Here is a 17,677-nt window from a genome sequence, read left to right as displayed (position 1 = left end):
GATGGCTGACACCCACTGCATCAGCTTGCTATGAATTCCAACAGTGCGGTATTTACCTGCGCCCTGGCCTCAGCCTGCAGCCAATGCCCCACACCCGGAAACACCCTGATGCGCAGATCGGTCACCCGCTCGCCCATCAGCGTCTGTAATGCCTCGGCGCTGGCACGCTGGGTGGCATAGTCTTCGCTGCCAGCCAGAAACATCACCGGGCATTCGATCCGAGTCTGGGCATAGGGCCTGTTCAGGCGCCAGTTATGATCCATATTACGGTAGTAATGCAGGCCACCGGCAAAACCGCTGTGCCGATAACTGTCGAGATAATAGGCCAGAGCTTGGTCAGACAGCCAGGCCGGCTGTTCCAGCGGCTTGCCAAGGCGCTCTATCCAGCCACCACCAAGGGTTATCGATTTACCCAGCACCGGCGCTTCCCTCGGGGTGTCCGGCGAGCAGAACAGGGCGCGCAGAATGCCCTCAGGGTCAGCATCAAACTCAGCCTCGGCAACGCCAGGACGCTGAAAATACAACTGGTAGAAAAACTGATCCTTGAACAGCCCATGCAACTGCTGCATCGGCGGCTGCTCGGCCAGCGGCTTGAGCGGTACGCTCATGGCCACCAGGCGTGAGACCCGCTCGGGGTGGCGCAGGGTAAAGCCCCAGACATTGATCGCGCCCCAGTCGTGGCCAATCAGCAACACCGACTCGACGCCGCACTGGGCAATCAGATCGAGCAGGAAGGCACAGGTATTATCCATGTGATAGTCCGACACCTGTGGCCAGCCAGCGGTCTGCCCAAAACCCGGCATATCGGGGGCGATGGCGCGGTAGCCAGCATTGGCCAGCTCCAGCATCTGCTGGCGCCAGGAATACCAGCACTCCGGCCAGCCGTGCACAAAAAGCGCCACCGGGCCCTGCCCGACTCCGGCCACCCGCGCCTTCAGGCCAGCAACCTGCCAGGTTTCAAGCTGGATATCATCGAGATTGAACACCGGATTCTCCTGCGCACTCATGGACGGCGCCAGCATAGTGCAGCAACTGCAACGCCGTCCAAAACCATTACAGGGCCAATGGCAGGCTGCTGTCGATCTTACGCAAATTCCCCAGCAGCACCAGAAAGTGCCGGGGATCCTTGACCAGCACACCGGCCTGACCGGCAAATTGATCCGCCGCCGCCTGACGCGATAGCCAGAAACGCAGGGCAGCGAGCTGCAGCACGGCGTGCCAGTGTTGCGCCTCCAGCGGGGTGAAGGGACGCAAGGACGCATAGCCACGGAGCAAGGCCTGAGTGCGTAGCGGATCAAGCTGTTGCTGCGGGGTCAGACACCAGTCGTTGACGCAGATCGCCACATCGTAGAGGGCCCAGCCACTGGCGGCATTGTAGAAATCGATCAGACCGCTGAGGTGATGGCCGTCGAACAGCACGTTATCGCGGAACAGATCGCCATGCAGCACGGCCTGGGGCAAATCAGGCGGGCAGGCATGCCAGTCCTCAAGTAGCCCGGCCAGCGGCAAAAACAGCTCGCGATCAGCGTTGCCTGAGTGTGCCAGACGCCCTTGCAGCTCGTGCTGCATCCACTGCAGACCGCGGTCGCTCTCGCGCAGCAGGCCACTCTGTGCAGTAGCCCGGTGCAATCGAGCCAGCGCCTGGCCGACAGCCTGACAATGACTGGGATCGGGTTGCTCGATATGCCGACCGGGCAAGCGCGGCTGTAGCAAGGCCGGGCGCCCTTTGAGCTGGTGCAGGCTCTGCCCGGCACGGTTGGGCAGAGCGTAGGGTACGGGGAGGTCAGCCTGATGCAGACGCTCAAGCAAGGCGATAAAAAACGGCAGATCGGCAACCGGACCCCGTTCTACCAGGGTCAGTACATAATCACCGGTCTCGGTGGCAACGAAAAAATTGCTGTTCTCGCTGCCCCCTTCGATACCCTGGTGCCCCAGCAGCCGACCCAGGGCAAAGGTGGAGAGGAAAGCCTCCATCTCGGCGTGGTCGACCTCGGTGAAGACCGACATCTCAGCCCGCTACCACTCGAAGATTTTCCAGGACGGAATACGCATCCCCTCTGGCTGGTCGGAACGCACAAAGTTACCCTCATCATCGACCGCCACCAGATAGTAGGGCGGGCCATTTTGCGGCGTGACCTTGATCGCATAGAGGAACCCATTGAGCCGGTATTCCTCAACGGTGCGGTCGCCTTCCTGGCGAATCACCACATCCGGCTCACCGGCAGCATCCTGGGCTTGCAGGGGCAGACTGAGACTCAGGGCCAGGCCGATCACGGCCAAACCGCGGCCAACTGGATTTATCATGGTAATCTTGTCCTATCGTGGAATGATGCTTTCATTCTAGCCCCTTTTCACCACGGAAATCTTGACCTGACGCATGACTGACAACGCTCCCCTGATTCTGGTCGACGGTTCATCCTATCTGTACCGCGCCTTCCACGCCTTGCCGCCGCTGACCACCTCCAAGGGCCTGCCGACCGGCGCCGTCAAGGGCGTGCTGAACATGCTCAAGAGTCTGCGCAAGCAGTATCCCGAAAGCCCCTTTGCCGTGGTCTTCGATGCCAAGGGCCCGACCTTTCGTGACAGCCTGTTCGAGCACTACAAGTCGCACCGCCCGCCGATGCCCGACGACTTGCGGGTACAGATCGAGCCGCTGCACGCCAGCGTCAAGGCCTCGGGACTGCCACTGCTGTGTATTGAAGGCGTGGAAGCCGATGACGTAATCGGCACCCTGGCCCGCCAAAGTGCCGCCAGTGGTCGGCCAGTAGTGATTTCCACCGGCGACAAGGACATGGCGCAACTGGTGGATGAACACATCACCCTGGTCAACACCATGACCGGCACGGTGCTGGATATCCAGGGTGTGCGCGACAAGTTCGGCGTGGGGCCCGAGCATATCATCGACTTCCTGGCGCTGATGGGCGACAAGTCCGACAACATTCCGGGCGTACCCGGTGTCGGCGAAAAAACCGCCCAGGGCTTGCTCGTTGGCATTGGCGGCGGCATGGATGACCTGTATGCCAACCTCGACAAGGTACCCGAGCTGCCGATCCGCGGCGCCAAGAAGCTCCCCGAGAAGCTGCTTGAACACAAGGACATGGCCTATCTGTCCTACCAACTGGCGACCATCAAGGTCGATGTCGAACTGGATATTCGAGCTGACGCGCTGATCCCCACCCGACCCGACCGCGAAGCCCTGATCGAGCTCTACCGCGAGCTGGAATTCAAGAGCTGGATGGATGACCTGCTGCGAGAAGCCAAGGCCGACAGCCAGACTGAGCTGGCCATGCCGGCAGCTGATGGCGAGATGGCCGGTGAAGCTGCCGAATACGAAACCGTTCTTGATCAGGCCGGACTGGAGCGCTGGATAGACAAACTCAAGCAAGCCGAGCTGTTTGCCTTTGATACCGAAACCACCAGCATCCACGCCCAGCGTGCCGAGCTGGTCGGCCTGTCCTTTGCCGTCAGTGCCAACCAGGCCTGCTATATACCGCTGTGCCACAGCTATATGGGTGTTCCCGAACAACTGGATCGGGATCAGGTACTGGAACGCCTGAAACCACTACTGGAGGACCCGAACAAGGCCAAGGTTGGCCAGCATGCCAAGTACGACATCAACGTCCTTGCGCATTACGGCATCGAGGTACAGGGCGTGGCCTTCGACACCATGCTGGAGTCCTATGTGCTGAATTCCACGGCAACCCGTCATGACATGGACAGCCTGGCGCTCAAGTACCTGGGTCACAGCACCATTCATTTTGAAGATATCGCCGGCAAGGGCGCCAAACAGCTGACCTTTGACCAGATTGCTTTGGAGCAGGCCGGCCCCTATGCCGCCGAAGACGCCGACGTGACCCTGCGCCTGCATCAAGGTCTGTGGCACAAGCTGCAGGCCGAGCCGAGCCTGGCCAAAGTGCTGCAGGATATTGAAATGCCGCTGGTACCGGTACTGGCACGCATTGAGCGCACCGGCGCACTTGTAGATGCCAAACTGCTCGGCCTGCACAGCCGCGAGCTGGGTGAAAAGCTGGTGGCCCTCGAACGCCAGGCCTTTGACCTGGCGGGCGAAGAGTTCAACCTGGGCTCACCGAAGCAATTGGGCGTGATTCTGTATGACAAGCTGGGTTTGCCGGTCAAGTCGAAGACCGCCAAGGGCCAGGCATCGACCGCCGAAGCGGTGCTGGCTGAGTTGGCCGAAGAGGGTTACGAGCTGCCCCAGGTGCTGATGCACTACCGCACCCTGAGCAAGCTCAAGAGCACCTATACCGACCGCCTGCCGGAGCAGATCAACCCGCGCACCGGACGCATCCACACCAGCTACCATCAGGCCGTTGCCGCCACCGGACGGCTGTCTTCCTCGGATCCGAATCTGCAGAACATCCCCATTCGCAGCGCCGAAGGCCGACGCATTCGTCAGGCCTTCATTGCCGCGCCGGGCTACAAATTGATGGCCGCCGACTATTCACAAATCGAACTACGGATTATGGCCCATCTGGCCCAGGATCCTGGCCTGCTGGATGCCTTTCGCCACGATCAGGATGTACACAAGGCCACCGCCGCCGAAGTCTTTGGCGTGGCGCTGGACGAGGTCAGCAGCGAGCAACGACGCAAAGCCAAGGCTATCAACTTTGGCCTGATCTACGGCATGAGCGCCTTTGGTCTGGCCAAACAGATCGATGTGGACCGCAAGCAGGCCCAGGAGTACATCGATCGTTACTTTACCCGCTACCCCGGCGTGCTCGCCTATATGGAGCGGACCCGGACTCAGGCCAGCGAGCAGGGCTATGTGGAAACCCTGTTTGGCCGCCGCCTGTATCTGCCGGACATTCATGCCAAGAACCCGTCCCTGCGCAAGGGCGCTGAGCGTACCGCCATTAACGCGCCGATGCAGGGCACGGCCGCCGACATCATCAAACGCGCCATGATCACTGTGGATAACTGGCTGAGCCAATCCGGGCTGAATGCCAGAGTCATCATGCAGGTACACGATGAACTGGTCGTTGAGGTCCGTGAAGATCAACTGGACGAGGTCAGTCGCGGTCTGCGTGACTGCATGGGCTCAGCCGCGAGCCTGGATGTGCCGCTGGTGGTGGATATCGGGATAGGTGACAACTGGGACGAGGCGCACTGAGCGAAGGGGAAGCCAGGCCTTGAAACAGGGGGTTGTAGCCGTTCAGAAAAATATTTTTGAACTATTCGAATCAGCCCTCGGTCAGATATTTTGAGTGGTCAGTCAAGCCGCTCATGCTCCTGGATGTGATTTAGTGTTGGCAGAAATAGCCGGGCGACCCCTCCTAGCACAGCCCGGTCGTTGGACCCCGAACTTTCCCCCCCATAAAAGTTCGGGGTTTTTTTTGCCCGTCATTCAGTCCTGCTGCTCAACGTCCTGATTATCCTCGTCCTGCTGGTCCAGCTGGTCCTGCTCGGCAAACAACCAGGTATCGAGAATCGCATAGGCTTCCTCCAGCCCCTGCCGCTTAGGCGCAGAAAACAGCTGAACCGTAGCGCGATTGCCATACTCCTTGCGCACGATGGTCTGCACCTTGAGCAGGGTATTCTTGGCCGCACCGTAGGCCAGCTTGTCCGCCTTGCTCAGCAGAATATGCGCTGGCAAGCCGCTGACATCACTCCACTGCAACATCATGCGGTCAAATTCCGACAGCGGGTGGCGGATATCCATAACCAATACCAGTCCGACCAGTGAGTCACGCTCGGTCAGGTAGGCGTCTAGGTGCAATTTCCAGTGCTCCTTGAGCGCCAGGGGCACCTTGGCATAGCCGTAGCCGGGCAGGTCAACCAGGCGGCGCTGCTCATCCAGGCCAAAAAAGTTGATCAACTGCGTGCGGCCGGGGGTTTTCGAGGTGCGCGCCAGCCTTGCATGGGTCAGGGTATTCAGAGCACTGGACTTGCCGGCATTCGAACGCCCGGCAAAAGCTACCTCGTAGCCGCGGTCTGCCGGACACTGGCTGACCTCACTGGCACTCTTGATAAAAGTCGCCTGTTGGCACAGGGTGACAAGGTGTTTTGTTGCGGGTACGGCTGAAGACATGGGGGAATCCATTAATAGGTCGAGCATGATGGGCCGATGACATTCACCTTGGCCACCCGCTTAGTATATACTGTTGCGGTTTTATATCGCGAAAGCTTAGTGCGACAGTCTGTACATTGCATCGCTGCAGCACGACAGATAGCATTCGTATTATGCACTGCGCCGCAAGGTGCAAAATTAACGAGGCATGCTGCCCATTGCCATGGTCGATACCGACCAGCCGGGTAGAACAGGCCCACTCTATTCAGCCGTAATTGGATTAGCCGATGAATAAATTACTCATGAGTCTGGTGTTATGCCTCGGTGTGGCCGGTTCGGCCCATGCAATGCAGGGCGATGCGGAAGCCGGTGCCGGTAAGGTTGCCATGTGCGCCGCCTGTCACGGCGCCGACGGCAACAGCGCGCTGCCAAACTTCCCCAAGCTTGCTGGCCTGGGTGAAAAGTATTTGTACAAGCAGTTGCTGGACGTTCAGGAAGGTCGCCGCGTGATTGTTGAAATGACCGGCATGCTCAGCAGCTTCGACGAACAGGATCTGCGTGATATCGCCGCGTTCTATGACACCCAGACGCCTGCACCCGGCGTAGCCAATGATGCAGAACTGGTCGCCCGTGGTGAAGCGATCTTCCGTGGTGGCAATCTGGCCACTGGCCTACCTGCCTGCACCGGCTGCCACTCTCCAACCGGTTCCGGCAACGATTTGGCCGGCTATCCGCGTCTGGCAGGCCAACATGCCACCTATACAACCACACAGCTGACCAACTTCCGCGAAGGTGTCCGCCAGAACGATGGTGACACCATGATCATGCGGACCATTGCCAGCCGCCTGAGCAACAAGGACATCGAAGCAGTATCGGCCTACATTCAGGGCCTGCGCTGAACAAAAGGTGTTGCCGGGCGTGTCGTCCGGCTTCACACAGGGGGTGGCTTCGGTCACCCTTTTTTGTCTTCGGGTCTTTACCCGACCCTTTATGAACTGATTGTTCAGGCAATTGAATTTTTTCCCGCCGGACGCAGTCATAACAACAGAACAATTCCATAGGGAGCAGCAAATGCGTGCATTACTTTCTTTCAGCCTGATCTGGTTACTCGGCAGCTTCGCCCTGCTGCAAGCGCAGGACGCCACCTATCGTGCCGGCGAACATTACATTGAGCTGCCCGCACCAGCGCCGACCCAGGATCCCGACAAGATCGAAGTAGCCGAGCTGTTCTGGTATGGCTGCGGACATTGCTTTGAGTTCGACCCCATTATCCGCGAGTGGAAGACCACCCTGGCAGACGACGTTCATTTCCGTTACGTCCCGGCCATGTTTGGCGGCGCCTGGAATACCCACGCGCAACTGTTCTTTACCGTTGAAGCGCTGGGCAAACTGGACGAGACCCACTCGGTGATCTTCAACGCCCTGCACCGCGAGAACAACCGTCTGGCCGACGAAGACGCCATGATCGCGCTGTTGGAGCCCTACGATGTCAGTGCCGACGATTTCAGCAGAGCATGGTCATCCTTTGGCGTACGCAGCAAACTTGATCAGGCAACACGACTAGCCCGTGCCTACCGTGCCACTGGCGTGCCAACCCTGATTGTTGACGGCAAGTATCGTATCGAGGGTGCCATGGTTGGCGGCTTCGACGAGATGCTCAAGGTTGCAGAATTCCTGATTGAGCAGGAACGTCAGGCCCGCGCCAGCAACTGATGACACTCCCCGCTCCGATTCCCCGGCGCAGATCAACCCACGGGTTGATGCTGCCCGGCAATCTGCAGACCAATCTGCTGTGTGGCTCTCAGGACAATCCGTTGCCGGATGTTCTGAGATTGCTCAGCTTCAACATTCAGGTCGGCATCAACACCCAGAAATACCACCACTACCTGACCCGCAGTTGGCAGCACCTGCTACCCCACCGTCGACGCCAACACACGCTTGGCGAGATCGGCAAATTGCTACACGATTTTGACCTGGTAGCGCTGCAGGAAGTGGATGGCGGGAGCATACGCTCAGGTTACGTCAATCAAGTTGAACATCTGGCGCGAGAAGCCCAGTTCCCGTACTGGTATCAGCAACTCAACCGCAACCTTGGGCGCTTTGCTCAGCACTCCAACGGCCTGCTCAGCCGCTACGCACCTGAGCTGCTGGAGGATCACAAATTGCCTGGCATTCTGCCCGGACGTGGCGCGATTCTCACCAGTTTTGGCAAAGGTAACCAGTCCTTGCTGGTGGTCATGATGCACCTGGCCCTGAGCACCAAGACCAGGGCCTATCAGTTATCCTATATTCGCGAACGCATTGCCGATCACCGCCATGTGGTGTTGATGGGCGATATGAACACCCACGCCGACGACCTGCTGCACAACTCGCCGCTGCGCGACTCGCACTTGCATACCGCGACATTGCCCGGCACCTATCCGAGCTGGAAGCCGGCCAAGGTGCTCGATCATATTTTGATCAGCCCCAGCCTGAGTATTGAACGGGTTGATGTACTACCCCATGCCATCTCGGATCATCTACCGGTAGCCATGCATATTCGACTGCCGAGCACCCTTTGCAAAAGCGGCAAAACAGACTGAAAACCCATCCCCATCCGGGTGGACTAGTCACGGACAGCATTTTACCTATAATCTTGCAGGTAAAAATCAGCAGGATGCTTCATGAACGATCATCGCCACCCGCCGCGCACCGAGAGTGAAAGCGACGCTAAAGCCAGCATTGACAGCGATCAGGAAGAGCTTCTGAAGCGTGGTCTGGTGCGCGTCAGTATCGCGGCCGATGGCATGGACCCGTTGCTTGACAAGCGCCTCAAGGAACTCCGCAATGCCCTGCGCAGCGATGCACCGAAGCACCTGCTGGGTGAGCTGATGCCTGACCTTGAGCGCGCGGTACTGGCCGCAGACCGCTCACGCGAAAGTCGCCTGGAAAAAACCACCCAGACTCTGCGCGCCTTGATTCGCCAGCTTCAGCAACACAATCCGCCGCATGATACCGCCAATCAATTGAAACGCTTGGGCAAGCAGCTTGACCAGCAAATAGAGCATGCTGCCGATATCCCTGGGCTGATAGAACAACTGGTCTCATTGCAGGCAATGGTGCTGAATGCATCTGGCACCGGGCAATCCGGTGGCGGGCTCTGGTCGCGCTTGTTCGGCACTGGCGCAACTGAGCCAAAGCTTCACGACAACAATTCAAGCGCGAGTAAATCCTCACTGCTTGAAGTCACCGAGGACCCCGTCAGCGTCACTGGCAAGGATGATCCAGACACCCTGCCGCTTAAGCAGGCCCTGCAGGCACCAACTGATTTTGGCTTAGCCGCTCAACTGATACCTGAGTCGCAAGACACCGACCTGATCATTCAGGAGCCTGTTACCCAGCCAGACGATACAACAACTGGGGTACTGGCCGGAGAGGATCAGGAATACTCGAAGATTGCCGCTCATATAGAAACTATCCTGCTCAATCTGCTCAGTGAGCTACAGGTGCTGGACACCGATCAATCACGCTGTGAAAAGTTGCGTGAGCGCATTACTGGCGGGCTGAACTGGTATGAACTGGCCGCCGCGCTGGACGAGCTGGGTGTACTGGTGCTCGCCGCGCAGCATAGCCGCCAGGCTGACTTTGAGCGCTACCTGCAGCAACTCAATAGCCGCCTGGCCCAATTCCAGGGCAATCTGGAAGAGGCGCATGAAAGTTATTCAGGGTCGGTCGAGGCCGGCAAGATGCTCGAAGGCAGCATCCGCGAACAGGTACAGGGCCTGCACGGTGATGTGCGTGAAGCCACTGACCTGAACAGCCTCAAGGCCAACGTCGAGAACAAGCTCGACACCCTGCTGCAAAAAGTCGAACAGGCGCGCCAGGTCCGTGAAGAGCGCGAAGAATTGATCTCGGGCCAGCTGAAAACCATGGTCCATCGCATCAAGATCATGGAGGTCGAGGCGCAATCCTTCCGCAGTCACCTGGAAGAGCAGCGTCAACGCGCGATGATCGACAGTCTGACTGGCCTGGCCAACCGCGCCGGCTTGCAGAAGCGCATGGAAGAAGAGTTCGAGCGCTGGCAGCGTTACGGTGGGCAATTGCTCATGGTGGTACTGGACGTTGACCACTTCAAACGCATCAATGATCGCTTTGGCCATCTGTCCGGCGACAAGGTCCTGCGCCTGATTGCCCAGCAATTGTCACGCCGTCTGCGTAAAACCGACTTTATCGGGCGTTTTGGTGGCGAGGAATTTGTTCTGCTGATGCCCGGCACCAGCCTGGAACAGGCTGGCATCGTGCTGGAAGCACTGCGCGCCGGCATTGAAGAAAGCCCGTTTCACTTCAAGGCAGAGCCTGTGACGGTGACCATCTCAATCGGCTATACCGATTTTCGTTCCGGTGACAGTCTTGATCAGGTTTTTGACCGCGCCGATCGCGCCATGTACCAGGCCAAGGAGCAGGGTCGCAACCAGCTGGTCAAGGCCGATTGAGCAGCTGGTTCAGAAATCCAGACTGAGCTGGTCGGCATTTACATCTTTTACTTTCCGCCTTACCGGCACGTGCTTGCGACTGGCATGTCGCTGACGTATCTGGGCCTGCCAATCCTGCCTCTGTTGCATCGACTGTGATTCGAGATGCGCCTTGATCATCGCCCGCGCCTGCCGTGCCGCCTGTTGACTATCCACCAGCGGTGCCGGGTAATCGACATCTATCCGGCAGCCATACTGACGCTGCAGACTTTCCGGCATCAACCAGGGCTGATGAATCCAGGCCGTCGGCAGGGTGCGCAAAGGGGCAACCCAGTGGCGGATATAGTCGCCCTGCGGATCCTGATCCAGCGACTGCTTCAACGGGTTGTAGACGCGCAAACTGTTGATACCTGTGGTACCGGATTGCATCTGGATCTGGCAATAGTGGATACCCGGCTCGTAATCGGTAAACTGCCGTGCCAGGTGCAGTGCTGTCTCCCGCCAGGGCAGCCAGAGCTGGTAACTGGCCAAGCTGACCAGACAGGCGCGCATTCGAAAATTCAGCCAGCCATCATGGTGCAGCTGGCGCATACAGGCATCGATCAGCGGATAACCGCTGCGTCCTTCGCTCCAGGCCTGCAGACGCTCCGGTAGCGGTGTCTCACGCAGACCGTTCATCGCCGGATTGAGGTTGTGAAACTCGATATCCGGTTGATCCTCGAGCTTCTGAATAAAATGGCAGTGCCAATACAAACGCGACTTGAAGGCCGCCAGACTGCGCTGCCAGGCCGTGTCCGGCTGTGCCGCCAAGGCGGCATCGGTAGCCTGCACCAGCTCGCGCAGGCTGACACAACCATAGGCCAGATGCGCGCTGAGTCGGGCGCAAGCCCGACTGGCGCGCGCCGGGGACGACAGGCTGCTGCGGTAATGGCGGCTGCGCCAGTCGAGAAAGGACTGCATCAATCGCAGGGCCTCACCACGACCACCACGCTGGCGGCCAGGGCAGGGGCGCTGCTCATAACCCAGGTTCAGTGCCTGCAAATCTGGCAACCGCGTTTCCAGCACGGCGGGTAATCGTCCAGGCGCTGTCAGTCGCGGCGATCCCATGAAAGCATCCCAGCGTTGCGCCCACTGGTCTCGATCGGTCAGGGGCCGAACCACACCGAACTGGGGATAGGCATGCAGGGCTATACCCTGTGCCTTGAGCCAACGACTGACACGACGGTCCCGGTCATAGGTCCAGGCATTGCCGGTTTCCTCATGGACGTGCACAGCAGCCAGACCAACTCGCCGATGCAGCTTTTCCAGCACGGCAATCATGTCTCCCTGCTCCACCAGCAAGCCCTGCCCACGCTGCCGCAAGGCCTGATCCAGCTCCTGCAGGCTTTCGGCTATGAACTTCCAGTGCCGCAGCGCCGTATCCGGCTGCTGCCAGAGCGCCGTCTCTATCACATACAGGGGCAGAACCGGCCCGGCCTGCGCCGCTGCGTTTAGCGCAGCATGGTCATGGATACGCAGATCACGCTTGAACCAGACCAGCTGGATCACGGCAGACTGGCCCAGGTCGCCACGTAGCGGCCCTCAGCATCATAACGCTCGGCCTGCATCGCCACATTGAAGGCTCGACCGCCCCGCGGGTCGTGACCAACACCGGCGATGTAAGCCCAATTACCCCAGTTACTGGCCACGTCGTAGTCAATCAGTTGTTGCTCGAACCAGGCCGCACCCAGGCGCCAATCCTGCTGCAAATCATGGACCAGGTAACTGGCGGCAATCTGGCGGCCACGATTGGACAGGAAGCCGGTACTGTTCAGCTCGTTCATGCAGGCATCGACAAAGGGCTGACCAGTGCAGCCATCTCGCCAGTCCTGAAAGCCCTGCCCATTGCCCCTCGGGGGCCGGCCACCATGCAGCCCACCATGACGAAAGAAAGCATCACCATGGCGACTTAAACTCAGGCGAAAAAACTCACGCCAGAGCAGCTCAAACCACAGCCAGTAGGTTGAATCATTGGCCCCCAGACGCTCCTCGTGGGTACGTAGTTCATGCACCACCAGGCGCGGCGACAGGCAACCATGGGCCAACCAGGGCGAGAGTTTGGATGAATAATCATGACCCAACAGCTGGTTGCGGGTCTCCTTGTAGTGCCGCACCGCCTGGCGCTGCCACAGGTAGTCCTGCAACCAGGCCAGGGCCGCTGACTCACCCGCCCTGCCCGGCAACGCACTACGGGCATCCGCTGGCGGTGTAGCCAAGCCAAAATCAGCCAGTACCGGTAACGGCTCCAGCAGCGCAAGGGCCTCTGCCGGTAGCGGCGGCAGACCCTCAGGCGCTGTCAGCAAATGCACGGGAGGAGGCCGCTTTTCCACGCGGTTGCGAAAGCCGGTAAACACCCCTGGCATGGCCTGCAAATCGAAGGGTAGATCGACCCGATCAAACAGCGCATTGCCGTCGAATAGCTGCACACAGGTTGTTTTGGGTAATGCGTGGCGTACCTGCTCAATCTGCCGACGCTCATCCGGTCCGGGCTCATCGTGGGTCAGTAGACGCTGTATATCGAGTTTGCTGCACAGTGCCGGCAAGCGGCTTTCAGGCGCACCGAGCACAACCAGTAAATCGGAACCCAGCGCCTGCAGTTGCCGTCGCAGATCAGCCAGGCTCGCCAGCAGAAAGGCCGTTCGTCGGGCACCGCAGCGGCGAAAGCCTTCAGCGTTCTGAATAAGCAGTTGCGGGTCGAGGCAGTACACTGGCAAACATTCCTCGTCAGCAGCCACAGCACAGAACAGCGCGTTGTCTATCAATCGCAGATCGTATTTCAACCAGATCAGGGAGCGCATGGCAGGCCTTCATCGTGTACAGTACTTATACAATAATGCTAATCTGTATAGCTGTTAACCCCAAGAGCGTAACCAGCCATGACCCGGACTACTCCTACCCGCTTGCCCTGCCGCGGCTGTCTGCCCGATTGCCCAAATCGACAAAGCTGCAACGGCACGCCCTGGCGCTCTGATTTCAAGGGCCAGAGCAAGCCCGCAGCCAAAACCCCTGTCGAAACCCGCCACTAGCTCAACAAGCGCTGCAGCAAACACATCTGCATGCTAGGCTCCTGTGGTGCTGGTCTTGAGGACGGGAAAGTGATGTGGCGTGGTCTGATTGTTGTGCTTCTGGCGACTGTCCTGTTGGGCGGCTGTAACCGTGCCCCGGTGATCGATACCCGTTACAGTTCGCAGAACCACGACAGTCGTGTGCAGTACGTGGTCCTGCATTACACCTCCTCGGATTTTGATCGTGCCCTGCAACACCTGACCGTGGGTCAGGTCAGCAGCCATTACCTGATTGATACCCAGCCGACCATCTACCGCCTGGTCGATGAAGACCGGCGTGCCTGGCATGCGGGCGAAAGCAGTTGGCAGGGTCGAACCTGGCTGAACGGCAGCTCAATTGGCATCGAAATAGTCCACCCTGGCTATACCGATGGGCCTGCAGGTCGCTATTGGCATCCCTGGTCAGAGGCACAGGTTGAGGTATTGATTCCCTTGCTCAAGGACATTCTCAAGCGTCATGGCCTGGGACCGGAGCACGTGCTGGGCCACAGCGACGTGGCACCCCAACGCAAGGTAGACCCCGGTCCACTGTTCCCCTGGCATCGCCTGGCCGAGGCGGGTGTAGCGGTGTGGCCAGAAGCGGAGCGAGTGGCAGACAATCTGCGCCGGCTGGAAGGTCAGACGCCACCCATGGTGTGGTTTGAGCAGGGTCTGCAACAACTCGGCTTCAGTCTGCAGGGGACGGCTGACCAGGCCGTGGTCAGCCGCAACGTCCTGGCCGCCTTTCAGATGCGCTTCAGGCCAAGCCGGTTTGACGGTCAACCGGATGTCGAAAGCGCCGCCATACTGGCAGCGCTGGTGCCGGATTTGCTTAATTCGGCTCTACTGTGCAAATCAGCCGAGAATCCATCAATGCCGCGGTCCGATGCACAGTGGCCGCACTGTACTCCTGATCAGCCAGCATGGTGAGAAAGGCCGCAATGGAGGGGTACTCCACCACCAGCATCTGGTCCCAGTTTTCACCCTGGGGTGCTATCAGGGCATGCAGGGCACGGGTTTGCAGGCGCACCCGGCCGCCGGCTTCGGCCACCTTGCGGCCGGCTACCTGGCCATATCGACCGTAGGCTTCGCGGCCGGAACAGGGCGCATGGGCACTCTCAGAGGGGTACTGGGCCTGGGCGTTGAAGCGCAGCAGGTTAAGCATCAGAATCGGGGTATCGGCAGGGACCTTGGCAAGCATCTCCTCGATACTGCCTGGAGCCGGGTTGAGACTGGGCATGGTTATCTTCCTTGTTGGACAAAAGTTCATTATGAACCGCTTGCAAGACTGACCTCCAGTGCCAATGCCCGCTAGAATGACACAGGATTAATTCGTCTTCTACAGGACACCCCGACCCGCATGCTAAATGGAATCTGGCTAAGCTTCTTTCTGGCTGCCTTTGCCGCGGCCCTGTGGCAATGGTTGGGCTTGGGTGATGCCGAGGTGTTCAGTCGACTGGTCGCCGCCCTGTTTGACATGGCCCGGCTGAGCGTCGAGATCATCTTGGTACTGGTTGGCACCATGACTCTGTGGCTGGGTTTTCTGGCGATTGCCGAAAAGGCCGGGCTGATAAACCTCCTTGCACGCGTACTTGACCCGCTGTTCCGCCGCCTGATGCCGGAGGTGCCCAGCGGCCACCCGGCGCTTGGGCATATCAGCATGAACTTTGCCGCCAATATTCTCGGCCTGGACAATGCCGCCACACCGATCGGCATCAAGGCCATGCACGCCCTGCAAAGCCTGAACCCGAGCAAGGACACCGCCAGTAATGCGCAGATCCTGTTTCTGGTGCTCAACACCTCGTCCCTGACACTGCTGCCGGTAACCATTTTCATGTACCGCGCGCAGCAAGGTGCCGCCGATCCGACTGCCGTGTTCCTGCCGATACTGCTGGCCACCACCGCTTCCAGCCTGGTCGGCTTGCTGAGCGTCGCCTTCATGCAGCGTCTGAGGCTATGGGACCCGGTAGTGCTGGCTTACCTGGGCGCCGGTGGACTGGCTCTCGGTCTGCTGTTGACGACGCTGGCCGGTATGTCTGCCCAGGCACTGGCCGCCACCTCGACCCTGGTCGGCAACCTGACCCTGTTCGGTATTGTGATTGCCTTTCTGAGTATCGCCGCCCTACGTAAGGTCAAGGTCTACGACACCTTTATCGAAGGCGCCAAGGAAGGCTTCAGCTTTACCATTTCGCTGCTGCCCTTTCTGGTCGCCATGCTGGTAGCCGTTGGCGTGCTACGCGCCAGCGGTGTGCTGGACGCCGGACTGGACGGGATTCGCTGGCTGATTGAAGGACTCGGTTGGGATACGCGCTTTATCGATGCGCTTCCCACCGCCTTCGTCAAACCGCTGTCTGGCAGCGGCGCCCGGGCGATGATGATCGAAACCATGAACACCTTTGGTGTCGACAGTTTTCCGGCCTTGATGGCCGCGACCTTTCAGGGCAGCACTGAAACCACCTTTTATGTATTGGCGGTGTACTTTGGCGCCGTCGGTATCACCCGCATACGTCATGGCCTGGGCTGCGCCCTGCTGGCTGACCTGGCCGGCATGCTGACCGCCATTGGCGTGTGCTACTGGTTCTTTGGCTGATCCTTCGGCCAATGCGGCGGCACCACAAAGAAGCGCTCGGCCTCGCACCACGGGCCTGAATCTGAGCGCTGCAAACGGGCAAACAGCCGTGGGGTGGCGCTGCTATCGATCTGCTGCAGAGCGGCTTGCACCGCCTGTGGATCTGGGCCCTGGCTATCAACCCAGGGACCAATCCAGTGCGGCTTGAGCAGCGGCAACCAATCCGCAGTGTCTAGCCGATGAACCTGATCGCGGTACACCCAGCTGCCCCGGCAATGGCCCGCATCGGCCTGATCTGGCGGATCGATGTCACTGTCCAGCGGATAAAACAGATAGCCTGGCATGCACAGGCGCCGCTGCACAGGCGCACTGATACCCTGCGCTGCCAGCACGGCCTGAGCCGCTGGTAGAGCGCTGCGCAGGACCTGATGATCACGCAGGTTGGTCGTTTTCAAGTCCAGCCGGTCGTGCGGATTGGGGCCATACCAGCGGGCTGCATCGGTAACACTGGCGGCATAGCCAAGGTAGAACTTGATAGCCACCTCATGGTGCTCGATCTCGCCGCTGTGCGGATTGAGCAGAACAAAATCCAGTTCCCCGAGAGTACGTCCCAGCTCACGGATTGGCAGATTACGCGCCAGCAGGCGCCAACCGAGCAGATCCGCCATCAGTACCGCATAGAGACTTTCGAAATACAGCCCGAGTCGTCGCGGCGGTATCGCTTGGAGCAAGTCCGGGGCAGACTCGGGCCGGCAATCCCAGGCCAACAGACGCTCAAGCATCTGCTCAGTTAGCCACTGCCCGGGGACAAACACATCGGAACCCATGATCAATTGCGGACTTTGCAGCAGCCAGGCCAAATGCCGGACTGCCGGGGTCTGCAGCGCTGTCAGCGGAGGAACCTGGAACACTTTCATGTCAGAACGCAGCGCCGACCCTGCAAATCGTATTGCACAACCGGCGGGCTTGATCCCTGCACGGTGGTTAAATGCGACAGGCTCATTTCCCCGCCACAACCTGGATGTTCAATGCCCAGTTCCCTGGGTGTCGCCTCGGCCGGTCCCAAGGGCACTGGCGCGACCTGCTCCGAACCACAGGCTAGACAATGCGGACCGGCATCACGCGCCGACAAGGCCTCACGCAAGGACCGGCAGGCAGCCAGTTCCGCTTCCTGCGTCTCGATCTGCTGCTCCAACTGAGCCAGCCCCGGTATGGGCCGGGCCCGCCATTGCCACCAGCGGCGCTGAACTTTATGCGCCGCCAACAGGTTGGCCAGATCCAGACGCAGACACAGCAACTGCTTGACCAGAACCGCCTGATACTCGGCCGTGGGCAGGCTCTCCATGGCCACTAGTGCCTGGCAGTCGGCACACCAGCCCGGCTGATCACGCAGGGGCCAGTGTTGTTTACCGTCATCGCTGCAATACTGACGCGGCTGTCCGGCGAGCAGGTACTCATGCTGGAAATCGCAGGCGCTGCACTCAAACCTCAGCAGGGTAGGGGTCATGCCGGAACTCCGAGATTGTCTGTTCCTGGGGAAAGGCTG

General features: G+C 59.5%; 16 protein-coding genes. 7 read left to right on the top strand and 9 right to left on the bottom strand.

Translation table 11 applies throughout. From position 1 onward, the window contains the following. Positions 1 to 20: 20 nt before the first annotated feature. The 3 genes from AC27HQ_RS03285 to AC27HQ_RS03275 are packed head-to-tail and all read right to left on the bottom strand — an operon-like array spanning position 21 to position 2,304. Positions 21 to 1,007 (bottom strand): alpha/beta fold hydrolase, encoded by a 987-nt coding sequence (locus AC27HQ_RS03285; RefSeq protein ID WP_487154489.1) that lies wholly within the window; start codon positions 1,005 to 1,007, stop codon positions 21 to 23. A 46-nt stretch (positions 1,008 to 1,053) separates the two neighbouring features. Continuing rightward, positions 1,054 to 2,007, bottom strand: a complete 954-nt coding sequence (locus tag AC27HQ_RS03280; protein WP_487154487.1) for a homoserine kinase — start codon at positions 2,005 to 2,007, stop codon at positions 1,054 to 1,056. Positions 2,008 to 2,016: 9 nt separating this feature from the next. Then, complete coding sequence (locus AC27HQ_RS03275; RefSeq protein WP_487154486.1) at positions 2,017 to 2,304, bottom strand: DUF2782 domain-containing protein; 288 nt, start codon at positions 2,302 to 2,304, stop codon at positions 2,017 to 2,019. Positions 2,305 to 2,377: 73 nt separating this feature from the next. Here AC27HQ_RS03275 and polA point away from each other — a divergent pair, with 73 nt between their 5' ends. Further along, complete coding sequence (gene polA / locus AC27HQ_RS03270; protein WP_487154485.1) at positions 2,378 to 5,131, top strand: DNA polymerase I; 2,754 nt, start codon at positions 2,378 to 2,380, stop codon at positions 5,129 to 5,131. Positions 5,132 to 5,365: 234 nt separating this feature from the next. On the opposite strand, the gene yihA is transcribed toward polA, so the two are convergent. Further along, positions 5,366 to 6,049, bottom strand: a complete 684-nt coding sequence (gene yihA, locus AC27HQ_RS03265; RefSeq protein ID WP_487154484.1) for a ribosome biogenesis GTP-binding protein YihA/YsxC — start codon at positions 6,047 to 6,049, stop codon at positions 5,366 to 5,368. A 266-nt stretch (positions 6,050 to 6,315) separates the two neighbouring features. Between yihA and AC27HQ_RS03260 the strand changes: the two genes are divergently transcribed. The 4 genes from AC27HQ_RS03260 to AC27HQ_RS03245 all read left to right on the top strand — a co-directional run bounded on the left by AC27HQ_RS03260 (position 6,316) and on the right by AC27HQ_RS03245 (position 10,500). Next, positions 6,316 to 6,927: a c-type cytochrome gene (locus AC27HQ_RS03260; RefSeq protein WP_487154483.1), complete on the top strand. Its 612-nt coding sequence runs from the start codon at positions 6,316 to 6,318 to the stop codon at positions 6,925 to 6,927. A 172-nt stretch (positions 6,928 to 7,099) separates the two neighbouring features. Further along, positions 7,100 to 7,741: a thiol:disulfide interchange protein DsbA/DsbL gene (locus AC27HQ_RS03255; protein WP_487154482.1), complete on the top strand. Its 642-nt coding sequence runs from the start codon at positions 7,100 to 7,102 to the stop codon at positions 7,739 to 7,741. Between the two features lie 17 nt (positions 7,742 to 7,758). Further along, complete coding sequence (locus AC27HQ_RS03250) at positions 7,759 to 8,610, top strand: endonuclease/exonuclease/phosphatase family protein (RefSeq protein ID WP_487154604.1); 852 nt, start codon at positions 7,759 to 7,761, stop codon at positions 8,608 to 8,610. Between the two features lie 81 nt (positions 8,611 to 8,691). Next, positions 8,692 to 10,500, top strand: coding sequence for a GGDEF domain-containing protein (locus tag AC27HQ_RS03245; protein WP_487154481.1), 1,809 nt, complete (start codon positions 8,692 to 8,694; stop codon positions 10,498 to 10,500). Positions 10,501 to 10,509: 9 nt separating this feature from the next. Here the strand turns inward: AC27HQ_RS03245 and AC27HQ_RS03240 are convergent, their stop codons facing one another. Further along, positions 10,510 to 12,027: a cryptochrome/deoxyribodipyrimidine photo-lyase family protein gene (locus tag AC27HQ_RS03240; RefSeq protein WP_487154479.1), complete on the bottom strand. Its 1,518-nt coding sequence runs from the start codon at positions 12,025 to 12,027 to the stop codon at positions 10,510 to 10,512. After that, on the bottom strand, positions 12,024 to 13,316 hold the full coding sequence (locus AC27HQ_RS03235) for a DASH family cryptochrome (RefSeq protein WP_487154478.1): 1,293 nt from the start codon (positions 13,314 to 13,316) through the stop codon (positions 12,024 to 12,026). Before AC27HQ_RS03235 ends, AC27HQ_RS03240 begins: the two co-directional genes overlap by 4 nt. 300 nt (positions 13,317 to 13,616) lie before the next feature. Between AC27HQ_RS03235 and AC27HQ_RS03230 the strand changes: the two genes are divergently transcribed. Beyond that, positions 13,617 to 14,492 (top strand): N-acetylmuramoyl-L-alanine amidase, encoded by an 876-nt coding sequence (locus AC27HQ_RS03230; protein WP_487154477.1) that lies wholly within the window; start codon positions 13,617 to 13,619, stop codon positions 14,490 to 14,492. On the opposite strand, the gene AC27HQ_RS03225 is transcribed toward AC27HQ_RS03230, so the two are convergent. Next, a complete protein-coding gene (locus tag AC27HQ_RS03225) occupies positions 14,395 to 14,802 on the bottom strand; it encodes a DUF1330 domain-containing protein (protein ID WP_487154476.1) in 408 nt (135 codons plus the stop codon). The two genes, AC27HQ_RS03230 and AC27HQ_RS03225, sit on opposite strands and share 98 nt — an antisense overlap. Before the next feature lie 120 nt (positions 14,803 to 14,922). On the opposite strand from AC27HQ_RS03225, the gene AC27HQ_RS03220 reads away from it, so the two are divergent. Next, positions 14,923 to 16,152, top strand: a complete 1,230-nt coding sequence (locus tag AC27HQ_RS03220) for a nucleoside recognition domain-containing protein (protein WP_487154475.1) — start codon at positions 14,923 to 14,925, stop codon at positions 16,150 to 16,152. Here the strand turns inward: AC27HQ_RS03220 and AC27HQ_RS03215 are convergent. Further along, on the bottom strand, positions 16,134 to 17,048 hold the full coding sequence (locus tag AC27HQ_RS03215) for a DUF1853 family protein (protein ID WP_487154474.1): 915 nt from the start codon (positions 17,046 to 17,048) through the stop codon (positions 16,134 to 16,136). The genes AC27HQ_RS03220 and AC27HQ_RS03215 overlap by 19 nt on opposite strands. Continuing rightward, the gene (locus tag AC27HQ_RS03210; RefSeq protein WP_487154472.1) at positions 17,045 to 17,638 is read right to left on the bottom strand and encodes a hypothetical protein; all 594 of its coding nucleotides are present in this window, start codon (positions 17,636 to 17,638) and stop codon (positions 17,045 to 17,047) included. The genes AC27HQ_RS03215 and AC27HQ_RS03210 overlap by 4 nt, the downstream gene beginning before the upstream one ends. Positions 17,639 to 17,677 lie beyond the last annotated feature (39 nt).

It is taken from the genome of Halopseudomonas sp. 4NH20-0008, assembly GCF_057548395.1.
This window is presented reverse-complemented; position numbering and strand designations above follow the sequence as displayed.